Annotated in this window: 14 protein-coding genes; 9 read left to right on the forward strand and 5 right to left on the reverse strand. The window is 64.3% G+C overall.

What is annotated here, in order from left to right:
• Nucleotides 1-29: 29 nt before the first annotated feature.
• Both C163_RS21295 and C163_RS21300 read right to left on the reverse strand, forming a co-directional pair.
• A complete protein-coding gene (locus tag C163_RS21295; RefSeq protein WP_025340517.1) occupies nucleotides 30-1,025 on the reverse strand; it encodes an NAD(P)-dependent oxidoreductase in 996 nt (331 codons plus the stop codon).
• A 49-nt stretch (nucleotides 1,026-1,074) separates the two neighbouring features.
• On the reverse strand, nucleotides 1,075-1,965 hold the full coding sequence (locus tag C163_RS21300; RefSeq protein ID WP_025340518.1) for a LysR family transcriptional regulator ArgP: 891 nt from the start codon (nucleotides 1,963-1,965) through the stop codon (nucleotides 1,075-1,077).
• A gap of 97 nt (nucleotides 1,966-2,062) precedes the next feature.
• Between C163_RS21300 and C163_RS21305 the strand changes: the two genes are divergently transcribed.
• From C163_RS21305 to C163_RS21345, 9 genes are all read left to right on the forward strand, one after another.
• Nucleotides 2,063-2,662 (forward strand): LysE/ArgO family amino acid transporter, encoded by a 600-nt coding sequence (locus C163_RS21305; RefSeq protein ID WP_003258234.1) that lies wholly within the window; start codon nucleotides 2,063-2,065, stop codon nucleotides 2,660-2,662.
• Between the two features lie 282 nt (nucleotides 2,663-2,944).
• Nucleotides 2,945-3,541, forward strand: coding sequence for a superoxide dismutase (locus C163_RS21310; RefSeq protein ID WP_013974076.1), 597 nt, complete (start codon nucleotides 2,945-2,947; stop codon nucleotides 3,539-3,541).
• 329 nt (nucleotides 3,542-3,870) lie between these two features.
• The gene (locus C163_RS21315; protein ID WP_025340519.1) at nucleotides 3,871-5,925 is read left to right on the forward strand and encodes a bifunctional diguanylate cyclase/phosphodiesterase; all 2,055 of its coding nucleotides are present in this window, start codon (nucleotides 3,871-3,873) and stop codon (nucleotides 5,923-5,925) included.
• 158 nt (nucleotides 5,926-6,083) lie between these two features.
• Nucleotides 6,084-7,421, forward strand: coding sequence for an imelysin family protein (locus C163_RS21320; protein ID WP_025340520.1), 1,338 nt, complete (start codon nucleotides 6,084-6,086; stop codon nucleotides 7,419-7,421).
• 317 nt (nucleotides 7,422-7,738) lie between these two features.
• Entirely contained in the window at nucleotides 7,739-9,166 is a 1,428-nt protein-coding gene (locus C163_RS21325; RefSeq protein WP_025340521.1) for a di-heme oxidoredictase family protein, read from the forward strand.
• A gap of 20 nt (nucleotides 9,167-9,186) precedes the next feature.
• On the forward strand, nucleotides 9,187-10,251 hold the full coding sequence (locus tag C163_RS21330; RefSeq protein ID WP_025340522.1) for an imelysin family protein: 1,065 nt from the start codon (nucleotides 9,187-9,189) through the stop codon (nucleotides 10,249-10,251).
• A gap of 2 nt (nucleotides 10,252-10,253) precedes the next feature.
• Nucleotides 10,254-11,351, forward strand: a complete 1,098-nt coding sequence (locus tag C163_RS21335) for a DUF1513 domain-containing protein (protein ID WP_013974083.1) — start codon at nucleotides 10,254-10,256, stop codon at nucleotides 11,349-11,351.
• Nucleotides 11,352-11,584: 233 nt separating this feature from the next.
• Nucleotides 11,585-12,733 (forward strand): efflux RND transporter periplasmic adaptor subunit, encoded by a 1,149-nt coding sequence (locus C163_RS21340; protein WP_025340523.1) that lies wholly within the window; start codon nucleotides 11,585-11,587, stop codon nucleotides 12,731-12,733.
• A gap of 12 nt (nucleotides 12,734-12,745) precedes the next feature.
• Nucleotides 12,746-15,790 carry a multidrug efflux RND transporter permease subunit gene (locus tag C163_RS21345; RefSeq protein WP_025340524.1) on the forward strand — a complete coding sequence of 1,015 codons (3,045 nt, stop codon included), beginning with the start codon at nucleotides 12,746-12,748 and terminating at the stop codon, nucleotides 15,788-15,790.
• Between the two features lie 168 nt (nucleotides 15,791-15,958).
• Here the strand turns inward: C163_RS21345 and C163_RS21350 are convergent, their stop codons facing one another.
• The 3 genes from C163_RS21350 to C163_RS21360 are packed head-to-tail and all read right to left on the reverse strand — an operon-like array spanning nucleotide 15,959 to nucleotide 17,580.
• Nucleotides 15,959-16,192 carry a hypothetical protein gene (locus C163_RS21350; protein ID WP_025340525.1) on the reverse strand — a complete coding sequence of 78 codons (234 nt, stop codon included), beginning with the start codon at nucleotides 16,190-16,192 and terminating at the stop codon, nucleotides 15,959-15,961.
• Nucleotides 16,189-16,890 carry a lipopolysaccharide kinase InaA family protein gene (locus C163_RS21355; protein ID WP_025340526.1) on the reverse strand — a complete coding sequence of 234 codons (702 nt, stop codon included), beginning with the start codon at nucleotides 16,888-16,890 and terminating at the stop codon, nucleotides 16,189-16,191. Before C163_RS21355 ends, C163_RS21350 begins: the two co-directional genes overlap by 4 nt.
• A gap of 6 nt (nucleotides 16,891-16,896) precedes the next feature.
• Nucleotides 16,897-17,580 carry a class I SAM-dependent methyltransferase gene (locus C163_RS21360; protein ID WP_025340527.1) on the reverse strand — a complete coding sequence of 228 codons (684 nt, stop codon included), beginning with the start codon at nucleotides 17,578-17,580 and terminating at the stop codon, nucleotides 16,897-16,899.
• Between the last annotated feature and the right edge of the window lie 5 nt (nucleotides 17,581-17,585).

Raw genomic sequence — 17,585 nt, forward strand, 5'->3', positions numbered from 1 at the left:
CGTTGATGACCATTGTCAGCCGAGCGGCTTCACTGCCCCGGCGGCTGGTGCTTCCACCAGGCACAGAATTCATCCAGCGCCGTCCACAGGCTGACCTTGGGCTGGTAGTCCAGGTACTGCCGGGCGCGGCTGATATCCAGGGTGAAATCGCGGCTCATCACCTGCATCCCCAGGCGCGACAGGGTCGGTTGCGGGCGCCCCGGCCACAACATGCAGGCCGCCTCGTTCAGCGCGGCCAGGCTGTAGGCCAGGCCGTAGGAGCGGTACCGGGTAACCTGCGGCAACTGCATCTGGCGCATCACGTAGTTGACCACGTCCCACAGCGGCAGTGGCTGGCCGTTGCTGATGTTGTAGGCCTGGCCCAGCGCCCGGTCGTCAGCGAACAGGGCACTGAGCAGCGCTTCGTTGAGGTTGTGCACGCTGGTGAAATCGACTTTGTTCAGGCCGTTGCCGATGATCGCCACACGCCCCTTGCGCTGCATCTGCATCAGCCGCGGGAAGATACTGGCATCGCCGGCGCCGGTGACGAAGCGCGGGCGCAGCGCCAGCACCTCGAGGCCGAACTCCTGGGCACCGAACACTTTCTGCTCGGCCATGTGCTTGGTCTGCCCGTAGTGGTCATTGAAGCGGCGCGGCACCTGGTCTTCCCGGATGTCCAGGCGCGAGCGGCCATTGAAGTAGATCGACGGCGACGACAGGTGTACCAGCCGCCGTACGTGCTCCTTCAAGCAGCCCTCGACCACGTTTTCGGTGACCACCACATTGCCTTGATAGAAGTCCTGGTAGCGCCCCCAGTTGCCCACTGCGCCGGCGCAGTGCACCACCGCCTCGACGCCCTGGCACAGGCGGCGTGCCAGCTCGGCATCACCCAGGTCGCCGGGGATGAACTGGGCGCCGCGCTTGACCAGGTGCTCGACCCCTTCGGCTCGACGGCCGCTGACCCGCACGTCCAGGCCCTGCTCCAGGGCAAAGCGCGCAAAGCGCCCGCCAATGAAGCCACTCGCGCCGGTGACCAGAATTCGCATGTAAGACTCCGTCTTGCCAGATTTCAGATGCAACTGACGCCAGCCGTGGCTACAAGGGCACCAGCCATTGCCGTGCGGTGTGCCGCAGGTGGTCGGTCAGTTGCGCGAGCAGTTGCCCGCCATTGCGCCAATGATGCCAGTACAGCGGCACATCGATGGGGGTATCGCTGCAGATTTCCACCAACTGGCCGCTGACCAGTTGCTCGCGAGCCTGCAGTTCCGGCACCAGGCCCCAGCCCAGGCCGGCTTCGGTCATGCGCAGGAAGCCTTCGGACGACGGGCACAAGTGGTGCAGGAAGCCATCCTCGATGCCCAGCGATGCCAGGTAGCGGTGTTGCAGGAAGTCGTCCGGGCCGTACACGATCGCCGGGGTACGGGCCAGGCGGCTGGCAGCGAAGCCCTGCGGAAAATGCCGCGCCATGAACCCGGGGCTGGCCAGCGCCCGGTAGCGCATGGCGCCCAGCGGCAGGCTGCGAGCGCCGGCCACCGGCCGCTCGCTGCCACACAGGCAGGCCGCCACTTCGCCCGCACGCATGCGTTTCAGGCCCACTTCCTGGTCTTCTACCACCAGGTCGGTCAGCACGTTCTGCTGTGCGCAGAAGTTGCCCACTGCGCCGGCCCACCAGGTAGCCAGGCTGTCGGCGTTGAGGGCGATGCGCAGGCGCTCCGGCATGCCCTCCTCGTCCAGCGCCGGCACCTGGCGCTGCAGGTCGCGTTCGAGCAGGCGCACCTGCTGCACATGGTTGAGCAACTGGCGGCCGACTTCGGTCGGGCTTGGCGGTGTGGCACGCACCAGCACCGGCTGGCCGACCCGCGCCTCGAGCAGCTTGATGCGCTGGGAGATGGCCGACTGCGACAAGCCCAGCACCTGCGCCGCGCGTTCGAAACCGCCCTGCTCGATCACCGCGGCAAGGGCGGCCAGCAGCTTGTAGTCGAACATCGATTTTCCTAATGACGGATCAGCTCTATTTGTTTTTCTTATACAGCGTGGTTTATCACAATGACCAGCATCTTTTGGACTCTTTGGAGAGCACGCCATGTGGCAAAGCTATCTCAACGGCATGCTCGTGGCCTTCGGCCTGATCATGGCCATCGGTGCACAGAACGCCTTCGTCCTCGCCCAGAGCTTGCGCCGCGAGCATCATTTGCCGGTGGCGGCACTGTGTATCGTCTGTGACGCCATCCTGGTGGCGGCCGGAGTGTTCGGCCTGGCCACCGTGCTGGCGCACAACCCGACGTTGCTGGCGATCGCCCGCTGGGGCGGTGCGGTGTTCCTGATCTGGTACGGCGCCAAGGCTTTGCGCAGCGCCTGCTCCAGGCAGAGCCTGCAGCACCAGCAAGGCCAGGGTGCGCGCTCACGCCGCGCGGTACTGCTCAGCGCCCTGGCGGTGACCCTGCTGAACCCGCACGTGTACCTCGACACGGTGCTGCTGATCGGCTCGCTGGGCGCCCAGCAGGCTGCGCCTGGCGCCTACGTGGCCGGCGCTGCCAGCGCCTCGCTGCTGTGGTTCTCGACCCTGGCGATCGGTGCCGCCTGGCTGGCACCGTGGCTGGCCAGGCCGGCGACCTGGCGCATGCTCGACCTGATGGTGGCGGTGATGATGTTCGCGGTGGCGGCGCAGTTGATCTTCAACTGAGCTGGGCTTGTCACAACATCTTTATCGCCTGTGAGACCGAGCGCCGCCCGCGCGGCGCTCGATCTGCCAGGCGCCACAAGGGATAAGCCGAACACCACCGGTCGGCACGCCCCGACCGCTCTGGAACCTCTATTCCCTATCTTTGTTGCGTGGTTATGCGCCGGGCCCGGTGCTATGATCCAGCCCTTGCGTCGCAAAGAGTACAAACTCGCCGACGCTCATCGGGCCGCCCGTGATCGGCCTTGCGCAAACCGCAAACAGACCTGAATCAGGAGATCCACCATGGCTTTTGAATTGCCGCCGCTGCCGTACGCCCACGATGCCCTGCAGCCGCACATCTCCAAGGAAACCCTGGAGTATCACCACGACAAGCACCACAACACCTATGTCGTGAACCTGAACAACCTGGTCCCAGGCACCGAATTCGAAGGCAAGACCCTGGAAGAGATAGTCAAGAGCTCTTCGGGCGGCATCTTCAACAACGCCGCTCAAGTCTGGAACCATACCTTCTACTGGAACTGCCTGGCACCAAACGCCGGTGGCCAGCCGACCGGTGCCCTGGCTGACGCCATCAACGCCGCTTTCGGTTCCTTCGACAAGTTCAAGGAAGAGTTCACCAAGACTTCGGTTGGCACCTTCGGTTCCGGCTGGGGCTGGCTGGTGAAGAAGGCTGACGGTTCCCTGGCCCTGGCCAGCACCATCGGCGCCGGCTGCCCGCTGACCAGCGGCGACACCCCGCTGCTGACCTGCGACGTCTGGGAACACGCCTACTACATCGACTACCGCAACCTGCGTCCGAAGTACGTCGAGGCGTTCTGGAACCTGGTCAACTGGGCCTTCGTTGCCGAACAGTTCGAAGGCAAGACCTTCAAGGCCTGAGTCATTCAGCCCTGAACGAAAAACCCGGCCCGGTGCCGGGTTTTTTTATGCCTGTACCGGCCTCTTCGCGGGTGAACCCGCTCCCACAGGTACGGCGCAGCTTGTGGACTTGATGCTATCCCTGTGGGAGCGGGTTTACCCGCGAAAAAGCCAGCACGGTTTTGCTTGCTCAGCCCGCATAGCACGCTAACATCAAACCTCTGGAAGATTGTTACAGCGCATTCAAGTTGCGGGGTCAGGCAACCGATACACTATTGATGGTCGGCCGATAGTGTATCGTCATCGTTGATGGCAAAATGATGCCATGCGCATGGATTAAGGAAACCCCATTGAAGCTGGAATTGCGGAACAGCTTGTCGGTCAAGTTGCTCAGGGTCGTGCTGCTGTCGGCGCTAGCGGTCGGTGTCGTGCTCAGCTGTGCGCAAATCGTCTACGACACCTACAAGACCCGCCAGGCCGTGAACAACGATGCCCAGCGCATTCTCGACATGTTCCGCGACCCCTCGACCCAGGCGGTATACAGCCTCGACCGCGAAATGGGCATGCAGGTGATGGAAGGCCTGTTCCAGGACGAATCGGTACGCATGGCCTCCATCGGCCACCCCAACGAAACCATGCTGGCGGAAAAGTCCCGCCCGCTGCAGGACATGTCCATGCGCTGGCTGACCGACCTGATCCTCGGTCAGGAACGTACCTACACCACGCAACTGGTCGGCCGCGGCCCCTACAGCGAATACTACGGCGACCTGAGCATCACCCTGGACACCTCGTCCTACGGCGAAGACTTCCTGATCAACGCCGTGATCATCTTCATCTCCGGTGTGCTACGGGCCCTGGCCATGGGCCTGGTGCTGTACCTGGTCTACCACTGGCTGCTGACCAAACCGCTGTCGAAGATCATCGAGCACCTCACCCAGATCAACCCCGACCGCCCAAGCCAGCACCAGCTGCCGCTGCTCAAGGGCCACGAGAAGAACGAGCTGGGCCTGTGGGTAAATACCGCCAACCAGCTGCTGGCCTCGATCGAGCGCAACACCCATCTGCGCCACGAGGCGGAAAACAGCCTGCAACGCATGGCCCAGTACGACTTCCTCACCGGCCTGCCCAACCGCCAGCAGTTGCAGCAGCAACTGGACAAGATCCTCGTCGACGGCGGCCGCCTGCAACACCGCGTGGCGGTACTGTGCGTAGGCCTGGACGACTTCAAGGGCATCAACGAGCAGTTCAGCTACCAGGTCGGCGACCAGCTGCTGCTGGCCCTGGCCGACCGCCTGCGCGCCCACAGTGGCCGCCTGGGCGCCCTGGCACGCCTGGGTGGTGACCAGTTCGCCCTGGTGCAGGCCAATATCGAGCAGCCCTACGAGGCGGCCGAACTGGCGCAGAGTATCCTCGACGACCTGGAAGTGCCGTTCGACCTCGACCACCACCAGCAGATCCGCCTGCGCGCCACCATCGGCATCACCCTGTTCCCGGAAGACGGCGACAGCACCGAGAAGCTGCTGCAGAAAGCCGAACAGACCATGACCCTGGCCAAGGCCCGTTCGCGCAACCGCTACCAGTTCTACATCGCCAGCGTCGACAGCGAGATGCGCCGCCGTCGCGAGCTGGAAAAGGACCTGCGCGAAGCCCTGCCGCGCAACCAGCTGTACCTGGTTTACCAGCCACAGATCAGCTACCGCGACCACCGCGTGGTCGGTGTCGAGGCATTGCTGCGCTGGCAGCACCCGGAGCTGGGCATGGTGCCGCCAGACCAGTTCATCCCCCTGGCCGAACAGAACGGCAGCATCATCAGCATCGGCGAATGGGTGCTCGACCAGGCCTGCCGGCAATTGCGCGAATGGCACGACATGGGCTTCAGCGAGCTGCGCATGGCGGTCAACCTGTCCACCGTGCAGCTGCACCACAGCGAACTGCCGCGGGTGGTCAACAACCTGCTGCAAGCCTATCGCCTGCCGCCGCGCAGCCTGGAACTGGAAGTCACCGAGACCGGCCTGATGGAAGACATCAGCACCGCCGCCCAGCACCTGCTGAGCCTGCGCCGCTCCGGAGCATTGATTGCCATCGACGACTTCGGCACCGGCTACTCGTCGCTCAGCTACCTGAAATCGCTGCCGCTGGACAAGATCAAGATCGACAAGAGCTTCGTCCAGGACCTGCTGGACGACGATGATGACGCCACCATCGTTCGCGCCATCATCCAGCTGGGCAAGAGCCTGGGGATGCAGGTGATCGCCGAAGGCGTGGAAACCGCCGAACAGGAAACCTACATCGTCGCCCAGGGCTGCCACGAGGGCCAGGGCTACCACTACAGCAAGCCGCTGTCGGCCCGTGAGCTGACCAACTTCCTCAAGCAGGCACAGCGAAACCAGGTTTCGATGCTCTGAGCCGCCTGCCCGGTTACAGGCCGTGACCGGCATTTACACGAATTGCATGCCCGCCCCCTTTACAGCAAATGCAAATCTTTCGCATGATGTTGCGGTTTCGCGTGCCACGGCGCACGGTCCACCCCTTGGTCCAACCACACGACGCAGGAAAACCAATAATGATTCGAATGCCTCTGGCCTCCGCCAGTCTGCTGGCCATTGCCATCGCTCTCGCCGGTTGCGGTGAAGGCAAGGACGACAAGGCCGCCGCGCCGCAAGCCCAGGCACCTGCTGCCGCCAGCACCACCGCTGCGGCGCCCGGGGCTGTCGACGAAGCCGCCGGCAAAGCCGTGGTCAAACATTACGCCGAGCTGGTCTACGCCGTGTACAGCGATTCGCTGAGCACCGCCAAGACCCTGCAGACCGCAGTCGACGCGTTCCTGGCCAAGCCCAACGACGAAACCCTGAAGGCAGCCAAAGAAGCCTGGGTCGCCTCGCGCGTACCGTACCTGCAGAGCGAAGCCTTCCGCTTCGGCAACACCATCATCGACGACTGGGAAGGCCAGGTGAACGCCTGGCCGCTGGACGAAGGCCTGATCGACTACGTCGACAAGAGCTATGAGCACGCCCTGGGCAACCCGGCGGCCAACGCCAACATCATCGCCAACACCGAGATTCAGGTGGGCGAAGAGAAGATCGACGTCAAGGACATCACCCCCGAGAAGCTGGCCAGCCTGAACGAGCTGGGCGGCTCCGAGGCCAACGTCGCCACCGGCTACCACGCCATCGAGTTCCTGCTCTGGGGCCAGGACCTGAACGGCACCGGCCCGGGCGCGGGCAACCGTCCGGCGTCGGACTACCTGGAAGGCAAGGGCGCCACCGGCGGCCACAACGACCGCCGCCGTGCCTACCTGAAAGCGGTCACCGACCTGCTGGTCAAGGACCTCGAAGAGATGGTCGGCAACTGGGCACCGAACGTCGCCGACAACTACCGCGCCAAGCTGGAAGCCGAGTCGGTCAACGACGGCCTGCGCAAGATGCTGTTCGGCATGGGCAGCCTGTCGCTGGGTGAACTGGCTGGCGAACGCATGAAGGTTTCGCTGGAAGCCAACTCGCCGGAAGACGAGCACGACTGTTTCAGCGACAACACCCACTACTCGCACTTCTACGACGCCAAGGGCATCCGCAATGTCTACCTGGGCGAGTACACCCGCCCGGACGGCAGCAAGGTGACCGGCCCGAGCCTGTCGTCGCTGGTGGCCAAGGTAGACCCGGCCGCCGACGCCACCCTCAAGGCCGACCTGGAAGCCACCGAAGCCAAGATCCAGGTGATCGTCGACCACGCCCTCAAGGGCGAGCACTACGACCAGCTGATCGCTGCCGACAACGCAGCCGGCAACCAGATCGTGCGTGACGCCATCGCCTCCCTGGTCAAGCAGACCGGTGCGATCGAGCAGGCCGCGGGCAAGCTGGGCATTGCCAACCTGAACCCGGATACCGCGGATCACGAGTTCTAATCCTGCTGTAGCGGTTCTGAAAGAGGCGGCCTTCGGGTCGCCTTTTTCTTTGCAAGCTGCACGGCCCCCTGTAGGAGCGGCCTTGTGTCGCGAAGGGCTGCAAAGCAGCCCCAGCTATCTCGACCTTGACGCGATGGTCCTGGGGCCGCTTTGCGGCCCTTCGCGACACAAGGCCGCTCCTACAAGAGCCCGCACCAATGCTGCCGACATGGCCAACTGACACCGATTTCATCCAGCAATTGCAAATTGCTCTTATTCAAACTCCCTCACCCTGCTAAGCTTGCACGCCGGTTTTTCGCTCACGCCCAGGATTCTCGATGTCCTTGTCGCTGTCCCGACTCTCCCCCCTGCTGCTGGCCTTTGCCCTCGCCGCCTGTGACGACGCCCCGCGTTTCACCCAGGCCGAGCCCGGCGAAGCGTTGTCGGGCGGCAAAGCCACCGTGCAGCGCACTGACCGCAATGCCTATTCCCTACCCTCGGCCAACCTCTCGCCCGAGCGGCGCCTGGACTTCGCCGTAGGCAACAGCTTCTTCCGCAACCCCTGGGTGATCGCCCCGTCCACCACCACCGCCCGTGACGGCCTGGGCCCGCTGTTCAATACCAATGCCTGCCAGAACTGCCACGTGCGCGACGGCCGCGGCCACCCGCCAGAGCCGGGCGACAGCAACGCCGTATCGATGCTGGTACGCCTGTCGATCCCCGACCAGCCCTACCTGGCCAAGGTGGTCGAACGCCTCGGCGTGGTGCCGGAGCCGGTCTATGGCACCCAGCTGCAGGACATGGCCATCCCTGGCGTGACGCCGGAAGGCAAGGTGCGGGTGAGCTACACCAGCGAAACGGTGTCGTTCGAGGACGGCCACCAGGTCGAGCTGCGCAAGCCGGCCCTGCAAATCACCCAGCTCGGCTATGGCGTGATGCACCCCGACACGCGCTTTTCGGCGCGGGTGGCGCCGCCGATGATCGGCCTGGGCCTGCTCGAAGCCATCCCCGAAGCCGACCTGCTGGCCAACGAAGACCCGGATGACCGCAACCGCGACGGCATCCGCGGCCGGGCCAACCGGGTGTGGGACGACGCCCAAGGCAAGACCGTGGTCGGCCGCTTCGGCTGGAAGGCCGGGCAGCCCAACGTCAACCAGCAGAACGTGCACGCCTTTGCCGGCGACATGGGCCTGACCACCACCCTGCAGCCCAACGACGACTGTACCCCGGCGCAGGCCGACTGCCTGGCCGCGCCCAACGGCGACGGTGCCAATGGCGAGAAGGAAGTCAGCGACAACATCCTGCGCTTGGTCACCTTCTACACCCGCAACCTGGCCGTGCCGGCCCGCCGCGACGTGGGCTCGCCGCAGGTGCTGGCGGGCAAGAACCTGTTCTACCAGGCCGGCTGCCAGGGCTGCCATACACCGCAGTTCACCACCGCCGCCAATGCCGCCGAGCCGGAGCTGGCCAACCAGCTGATCCGTCCCTACAGCGACCTGCTGTTGCATGACATGGGCCCGGGCCTGGCCGACGAGCGCACCGAATTTGCCGCCAACGGCCAGGACTGGCGCACCCCGCCACTGTGGGGCATCGGCCTGAGCGAAACGGTCAGTGGCCACAGCCAGTTCCTGCACGACGGCCGCGCCCGCAACCTGCTCGAAGCCGTGCTCTGGCACGGTGGCGAGGCCGAGGCGGCACGCAATTTCGTACTCACTTTCAATGCCGAGCAGCGTGCCGCGTTGCTGGCTTTCCTGAACTCACTTTAAAAAGCGCAAAGGAGCCGGGCATGTTCCGACCCAAACTGTTGTTCACCAGCCTCGCCGCACTCGCCCTCGGCGCCTGCTCGCCGCAGGACCCGCAAGCCGTGACCTCCGCTGCCATCGCCAAGCAGGTGATCCTGCCCACCTACAGCCGCTGGGTCGAAGCCGACCGCACGCTGGCCGCCAGCGCCCTGGCCTACTGCGAAGGCAAGGAAACCCTGGACAAGGCCCGTGCCGACTTCCTCAACGCGCAAAAGGCCTGGGCCGAACTGCAACCGCTGCTGGTCGGCCCGCTGGCCGAAGGCAACCGCGCCTGGCAGGTACAGTTCTGGCCCGACAAGAAGAACCTGGTCGGCCGCCAGGTCGAGCAGCTGGTCAACGCCGACCAGCCGGTCGATGCCGCGGCCCTGGGCAAGGCCAGCGTGGTGGTACGTGGCCTGTCGGCCTACGAGTACATCCTGTTCGACAGCAAGCCGGACATCGCCACAGCCGAGCAGAAAGCCCGCTACTGCCCGTTGCTGGTCGCCATTGGTGAACACCAGAAGGCCCTGGCCGAAGAGATCCTCAAGGGCTGGAACAGCACCGACGGCATGCTCTCGCAGATGACCAAGTTCCCCAACCAGCGCTACGCCGACTCCCACGAGGCCATCGCCGACCTGCTGCGCGCCCAGGTCACCGCCCTGGACAGCCTGAAGAAAAAGCTCGGTGCGCCGATGGGCCGCCAGAGCAAGGGTATCCCGCAGCCACTGCAGGCCGAAGCCTGGCGCAGCCACAGCTCGCTCAAGAGCCTGGAGGCCAGCCTCAAGGCCGCCGAAGCGGTCTGGGTCGGGGTCGACAACCAAGGCCTGCGCGGCTTGCTGTCCAGCGATCAGAAAGCCTTGGCGGACAAGATCGATGCCGCCTACGCTGCCTCGCTCAAACTGCTGGCCGCCAACCAGAAGACCCTGGGCGAGCTGCTGGCCGACGACGCCGGCCAGCAAACCCTGAACCAGATCTACGACAGCCTCAACGCCGTCCACCGCCTGCACGAAGGCGAGCTGGCCAAGGCGTTGAACATCCAGCTGGGCTTCAATGCCAACGACGGTGACTGATCATGCTGCGACGCCAGGCCCTCAAACTCGGTAGCGTATTGCTCAGCGCCCTCACCCTGGGCGGCTGGAGCCTGTTTCGCAACAAAGGCAGCGAGCCCCTGCTGCTGTCGGCGCGTGACGACGGCGACGGCAAGCACTATGCGGTCGGGTTCCGCCTGGACGGCACCCAGGTGTTCAGCACCCAGGTCGCCCAACGTTGCCATGCCATCATCCATCACCCGGACCTGCCGATCGCCCTGTTCGTCGCCCGCCGTCCCGGCACCGAAAGCTACCTGGTCGACCTGCGCGACGGGCGCCTGCTGCAGACCGTCACCTCGCAACCGAACCGGCACTTCTACGGCCACGCGGTCATCCACAAAGGTGGCGAATGGCTGTATGCCACCGAGAACGACACCACCGACCCGGGGCGTGGCGTACTCGGTGTGTACCGCTTCGAAGGCGAGCGCCTGGTGCACAGCGGGGAGATTCCGACCCACGGTATCGGCCCGCACGAAGTGGCCTGGCTGCCGGACGGCGAAACGCTGATCGTGGCCAACGGCGGTATCCGCACCGAAGCCGAAAGCCGGGTGGAGATGAACCTCGACGCCATGGAACCGAGCCTAGTACTGATGCAGCGCGACGGTACCCTGCTGAGCAAGGAAACCCTGGCCCAGCAGATGAACAGCGTGCGACACCTGGCGGTAGGCAGCGATGGCACCATCGCCGCCTGCCAACAGTTCATGGGCGATGCCGATGAAACCGCAGAGCTGCTGGCGATCAAGCGCCCGGGCGAGCCGTTCAAGGCCTTCCCGGTGCCGGAGCGGCAGTTGCAGGCCATGGCCCAGTACACCGCCAGCGTGGCTATCCACAGCGAGCTGCGGCTGGTCGCGCTGACCGCGCCACGGGCCAACCGCCTGTTCGTCTGGGACCTGGACAGCGGCGCGGTGCGGCTGGATGCGCCAATGCCCGATTGCGCGGGGGTGGGCGCGGTACAGGACGGCTTTGTCGTCACCTCCGGGCAGGGCCGTTGCCGGTTCTATGATTGCCGCAAGGCCGAGCTGGTCGGGCAACCGATGAACCTGCCGTCCGGTTTCTGGGACAACCACCTGCATCTGGTCTGATTTTTCTGCTGCATTTACCGGCCTATTCGCGGGCACGCCCGCTCCCACAGGGAACGCGCAACCCACTGACTGCGCGGTTCCTGTGGGAGCGGGCGTGCCCGTGAAGAAGCCGGCCCAGGCATTCCACTCCCCTTCCCCCAAAAAACAGTCAATACTTCCCCCATCCACACGTGGGCAGGATCGCCCGTTGTCGTGTCTAAGCGAATAACAACCGCATCCAAGGAACCGGACCTATGCTGCGCCGCCGCATGCTCATCATGTTGGCCGTGGTTCTGCTGATCGTGCTGGCCCTGGGGGGCTACAAAGCCTTTTCGATCTACCAGCAGATCCAGATGTTCACTGCCCCCAAGCCGCCCATCACCGTGGCGGCCGCCTTGGCCGAACAGCGCCCGTGGCAAGAGCGCCTGCCCGCCGTCGGCAGCCTCAAGGCGCTACAGGGCGTGGAGCTGAGCCTGGAGGTGGAAGGCATCGTCAAGGCCCTGCATTTCGACTCGGGCCAGCAGGTCAAGGCCGGGCAACTGTTGCTGCAACTCAACGACGACCAGGAAACCGCCCTGCTCGGCACCGCCCAGGCTGACTTGGGCCTGGCCAAGGTAGATTTCGGCCGCGGCAGCCAGCTGGTCGGCGACTCGGCCATCTCCCGCGGCGAGTTCGACCGCCTCACCGCCCAGTACCGGCGCAACCAGGCGGTGGTCGACCAGCTCAAGGCATCGAAGACCAAGAAGAGCATCAGCGCCCCGTTCAGCGGCACCATCGGCATTCGCCAGGTGGACGTCGGCGACTACCTGGCCGCCGGCACGGTGATCGCCACCCTGCAGGACACATCCAGCCTCTACGTCGACTTCAACGTACCGGAACAGGCCCTGCCGCACCTCAGCCTGGGCCAGCAGGTGCTGGTGCAGGTGGCCGCCTACCAGGGCCAGACCTTCCCCGCCAGCCTCAGCGCCATCAACCCCAAGGTCGAGGAAACCACGCGCAACCTGCTGGTGCGCGCGACCATGGCCAACCCGGACGGCAAGCTGCTGCCGGGCATGTTCGCCAGCCTGCTGATCCTGCTACCCAACCCGCAGCCACAAGTGGTAGTGCCGGAAAGCGCCATCACCTACACCCTGTATGGCAACTCGGTGTACGTCGCCACGCCGAAAAAGGACAAGGACGGCAAGCCGGAAAACGACGACAAGGGCCAGCCGCAGCTCACCGCCGAGCAGCGCACGGTGCAGACCGGCGAGCGCCGTGACGGCGTGGTGGTGGTCAGCAAGGGCCTGCAGGCCGGGGAACAGGTGGTCACCGCCGGCCAGCTGAAGCTCACCCCCGGCGCCGCGATCCGCATCGGCCAGGACAAAGCCCTCAAGCCCGCACAGGGCGCGCCGGGCAAGGACTGACAGGAGGCTGGCATGGCGTTCACCGACCCGTTCATCCGCCGCCCGGTGCTGGCCAGCGTGGTCAGCCTGCTGATCCTGCTGCTGGGCTTCCAGGCCTGGAACAAGCTGCAGATCCGCCAGTACCCGCAAATGGAAAACGCCCTGATCACGGTGACCACCGCCTACCCCGGCGCCAACGCCGAGACCATCCAGGGCTATATCACCCAACCGCTGCAGCAAAGCCTGGCCAGCGCCGAAGGCATCGACTACATGACCTCGGTGAGCCGACAGAACTTCTCGATCATTTCCATCTACGCCCGCATCGGCGCCGACAGTGACCGGTTGTTCACCGAACTGCTGGCCAAGGCCAACGAAGTGCGCAACAAGCTGCCCCAGGACTCGGAAGACCCGGTACTGAGCAAGGAAGCCGCCGATGCCTCGGCGCTGATGTACATCAGTTTCTACAGCAAGGAGATGAGCAACCCGCAAATCACCGACTATCTGTCACGGGTGATCCAGCCCAAGCTGGCGACCCTGCCGGGCATGGCCGAAGCGGAAATCCTCGGCAACCAGGTGTTCGCCATGCGCATCTGGATCGACCCGGTGAAACTGGCAGGCTATGGCCTGTCGGCCACCGATGTGACCAATGCCGTGCGCCGCTACAACTTCCTTTCCGCGGCCGGCGAGGTGAAGGGCGAATACGTGGTCACCAGCATCAACGCCAGCACCGAGCTGAAGTCGGCCGAGGCGTTCGCCGCCCTGCCGGTCAAGACCAGTGGCGACAGCCGCGTGCTGCTGGGCGATGTGGCACGGGTCGAGATGGGGGCGGAAAACTACGACACGGTCAGCTCGTTCGACGGCACCCCATCGGTGTACATCGGCATCAAGGCCACACCGGCCGCCAACCCGCTGGACGTCATCAAGGAAGTGCGGCGCATCATGCCCGAGCTGGAAAGCCAGCTGCCCTCGGCACTGAAGGTATCGATCGCCTACGACGCCACGCTGTTCATCCAGGCCTCCATCGACGAAGTGATCAAGACCCTCGGCGAAGCGGTACTGATCGTCATCGTGGTGGTGTTCCTGTTCCTTGGTGCCCTGCGTTCGGTGCTGATCCCGGTGGTGACCATCCCGCTGTCGATGATCGGCGTGCTGTTCTTCATGCAGATGATGGGCTACTCGCTCAACCTGCTGACCCTACTGGCCATGGTGCTGGCCATCGGCCTGGTGGTGGACGATGCAATTGTCGTGGTGGAGAACATCCACCGGCACATGGAAGAAGGCAAGTCGCCGTTCGACGCCGCCCTCGAGGGCGCCCGCGAAATCGCCATGCCGGTGGTGTCGATGACCATCACCCTGGCGGCGGTGTATGCACCGATCGGCTTCCTTACCGGGCTCACCGGCGCGCTGTTCAAGGAGTTTGCCCTGACCCTGGCCGGTGCGGTGATCATCTCCGGCATCGTTGCCCTCACCCTGTCACCGATGATGTGCGCCCTGCTGCTGCGCCAGGAACAGAACCCCAGCGGCCTGGCCCACCGCCTGGACGTGCTGTTCGAACGCCTGAAGGTGCGCTACCAGCGCCTGCTGCACACCACCCTCGACAGCCGGCCCGTCGTGCTGGTATTTGCCGTGATCATCCTGTGCCTGATTCCGGTACTGCTGAAGTTCACCCAGAACGAACTGGCGCCGAACGAGGACCAGGGGGTGATCTTCATGATGAGCAGTTCGCCGCAGCCGGCCAACCTTGATTACCTCAACGCCTATACCGACGAATTCACCCCGCTGTTCAAGGCTTTCCCCGAGTATTACTCGTCGTTCCAGATCAACGGTTTCAATGGCGTGCAGACCGGCATCGGCGGCTTCCTGCTCAAGCCCTGGAACGAGCGCGAGCGCACACAGATGGAGCTGCTGCCGCTGGTGCAGAGCAAGCTCGAGGAAATAAGTGGCCTGCAGATCTTCGGCTTCAACCTGCCGTCGCTGCCCGGCACCGGCGAGGGCCTGCCATTCCAGTTCGTGATCAACAGCGCTGGCGACTACCCGGCACTGCTGGATGTGGCCCAGCGCATCAAGGCTCGCGCCCAGGAATCCGGCAAGTTCGCCTTCCTCGACATCGACCTGGCCTTCGACAAGCCCGAGGTGGTGGTGGATATCGACCGGGCCAAGGCGGCGCAGATGGGGGTGTCGATGGACACCTTGGGCAGCACCCTTGCGACCTTGCTGGGCGAGGCGGAAATCAACCGCTTCACCCTCGAAGGCCGCAGCTACAAGGTAATTGCCCAGGTCGAGCGGCCGTACCGCGACAACCCCGGCTGGCTGAACAACTACTACGTGAAGAACGACCAGGGCCAGCTGCTGCCACTATCCACCCTGATCACCCTCACCGACCGCGCCCGCCCGCGCCAGCTCAACCAGTTCCAACAGCTGAACTCGGCGATCATCCAGGGCGTGCCCATGGTCAGCCTGGGCGAGGCGCTGCAGACCGTGCAGGGCATCGCCCGCGAAGAGGCTCCGGAAGGCTTCGCCTTCGACTATGCCGGCGTGGCGCGGCAGTACGTGCAGGAAGGCAGCGCGCTGTGGGTGACCTTCGGCCTGGCGTTGGCGATCATCTTCCTGGTGCTGGCGGCGCAGTTCGAAAGCTTCCGCGACCCGCTGGTGATTCTGGTGACGGTGCCGTTGTCGATCTGTGGCGCGCTGCTGCCGCTGTTCCTGGGCGTATCGAGCATGAACATCTACACCCAGGTCGGGCTGGTGACGCTGATCGGGCTGATCAGCAAGCACGGCATCCTCATTGTCGAGTTTGCCAACCAGTTGCGTGAGGAGCGCGGCCTGAGCGTGCGCGAGGCGATCGAGGAAGCCGCGGCGATTCGCCTGCGGCCGGTGCTGATGACCACGGCGGCGATGGTGTTCGGCATGGTGCCGCTGATCCTGGCGACCGGGGCGGGGGCGGTCAGCCGCTTCGACATCGGTACGGTGATTGCCACCGGGATGTCGATCGGCACGCTGTTTACCCTGTTCGTGTTGCCTTGTATCTACACCCTGCTGGCGCACAAAGAGGTGGCCAGAGCGACATCGGTTGCCTGAACCGGCCTCTTCGCGGGTAAACCCGCTCCCACAGGTGCGGCACCGGATCCGGAATGGGTGCAGTACCTGTGGGAGCGGGTTCACCCGCGAAGAGGCCGGCAAGGCAGATGCAAAAATGCCAGAGGCCCCGCAATCGCGAGGCCTCTGGCATTTCCATCTACACCGGGTTCAACCGAACGGCCGCAACCCCTGGCGCATGCCGAACAGGAACAGCAACAGGTCCTGATCCGGCGCGGCCTCGGCCTGTTGCTGCGGTTTCACATCCCGCGGCAACGCGCACTGGTCGGCCAGTTCGGCCTTGCTGAACACTGTCGGCCTCGGCTCTTCCCACGCAGCCACCGCCACGGTGGTCACCGCCAGGCCAGCTACCAGGAACAAAGCTCGAGCTATTTCTAGTTTCATTGCCCTAACCCTTTGACAGCGCTGCCAAACGCCATCTGGTAAAAGTAGAGCAGTGTTTGCCATTCCGCGTCATTGATCGACGAATGGCGGCGCAGCTGGCGCAGGTCATTGCCCGCCGCGCGCTGGCAGCTGATGCGCCGCCGGCATTTTTCCAGGTCCAGCAGGGCGACTTCGACCCTGGCCTGCTCGCCCTCGCCAATCACCTTGATGAACACGTGCTTGCCATACAGGCAACCGTGCTGCCAGTGCCCCAGGTGCATGCGCGCCAGGTTGTCCGCCAGGTCCTTGAGCATGCGTTCATGCACCACCTGCGGGTAACGCTCGCGGGCACCTTCGGCATGCCAGGTGTCGAGTTCGACGAAGCCGTCGAGTGCTTCGCTCACCAGCAGCGCACGCCACTGCTGGTCGGCACCACGCTCGGCGCCACAGAAGACGATGCGCGGTACACGCACGCCCAGTTGCTCGAAGCTGTTCAACGCATCGAGTTCACGCAATACGGTCGGCCGGCCGAAAGGGTGCAGCAGGCTACGGTAGATATGCCCGACCTGGCGCTTGGCATACAGCAACTTGCCATTGCCATCGTCGAGGCGTTGCACACCACTCTCGCCACCACGGCGCTGGTTAGGCTCCTCGACCCACTCGCCCTGCTGGCGCCAGTAAAAATCGAACCGCGACTCCCCTCTCTGGGCTACAGCCATCAAACACTACCCCTTACGCAATACATATACCCGCCACATGGCATAGAACGGCAGGAAGTCGAGGCGTTCCTGGATTCTGAAGCCGGCGGCTCGGAATTCTTCTTCGACCGTGTCGGCCGGTAACACAAAACGGTTCTGGTAATTGTCCTGGTCGCCCTTCCTGGCGCTGCGACGCTGTTCCAGTTTTTTCCGGCGCCAGGCCTTGAAGTTGCCATCTACCCACAAGGACAGGATCACACTATCACGGCTAACCCGTTGAAATTCCGAAAGAATGGTCTTTCTGTGCGCCGCTTCGCCAATGTGGTGGAACAAGCGCATGCAGAAAATGCTGTCCACCGAGTTGTCCGGCAAGTCGATGGCAAATGCCGAAGTCTGCAAAGGCCGTACCCGTGCCACCACCTCTGGCGCTTGCGCGGTACAGGCTGTCTCGATCATCGCTTCGGAGTTGTCGGCGCCGATGATCACCCGGTTGGGCTTTTCTGCCAGCAATGGCCAGAAGCGGCCGGCACCGCATGGCAGGTCGAGGACTAGCCCAGGCTCACCAGCCAATGCCAAGGCGCGACGCGCCAGCTGCTCATCACGCTTGTGGGAAAGGCGTCGCGCCAGGCCATCCTGGTGCTTGAGAAAGTACTCGCGCGCATGTTCTTTGTCGTACTTCTCGGAAAATTCAAGCTTGATGGGGCTACGCATTGGGC

The sequence above is a fragment of the Pseudomonas sp. FGI182 genome (genome assembly GCF_000511325.1).
Classification (GTDB): Bacteria; Pseudomonadota; Gammaproteobacteria; order Pseudomonadales; family Pseudomonadaceae; genus Aquipseudomonas; species Aquipseudomonas putida_Z.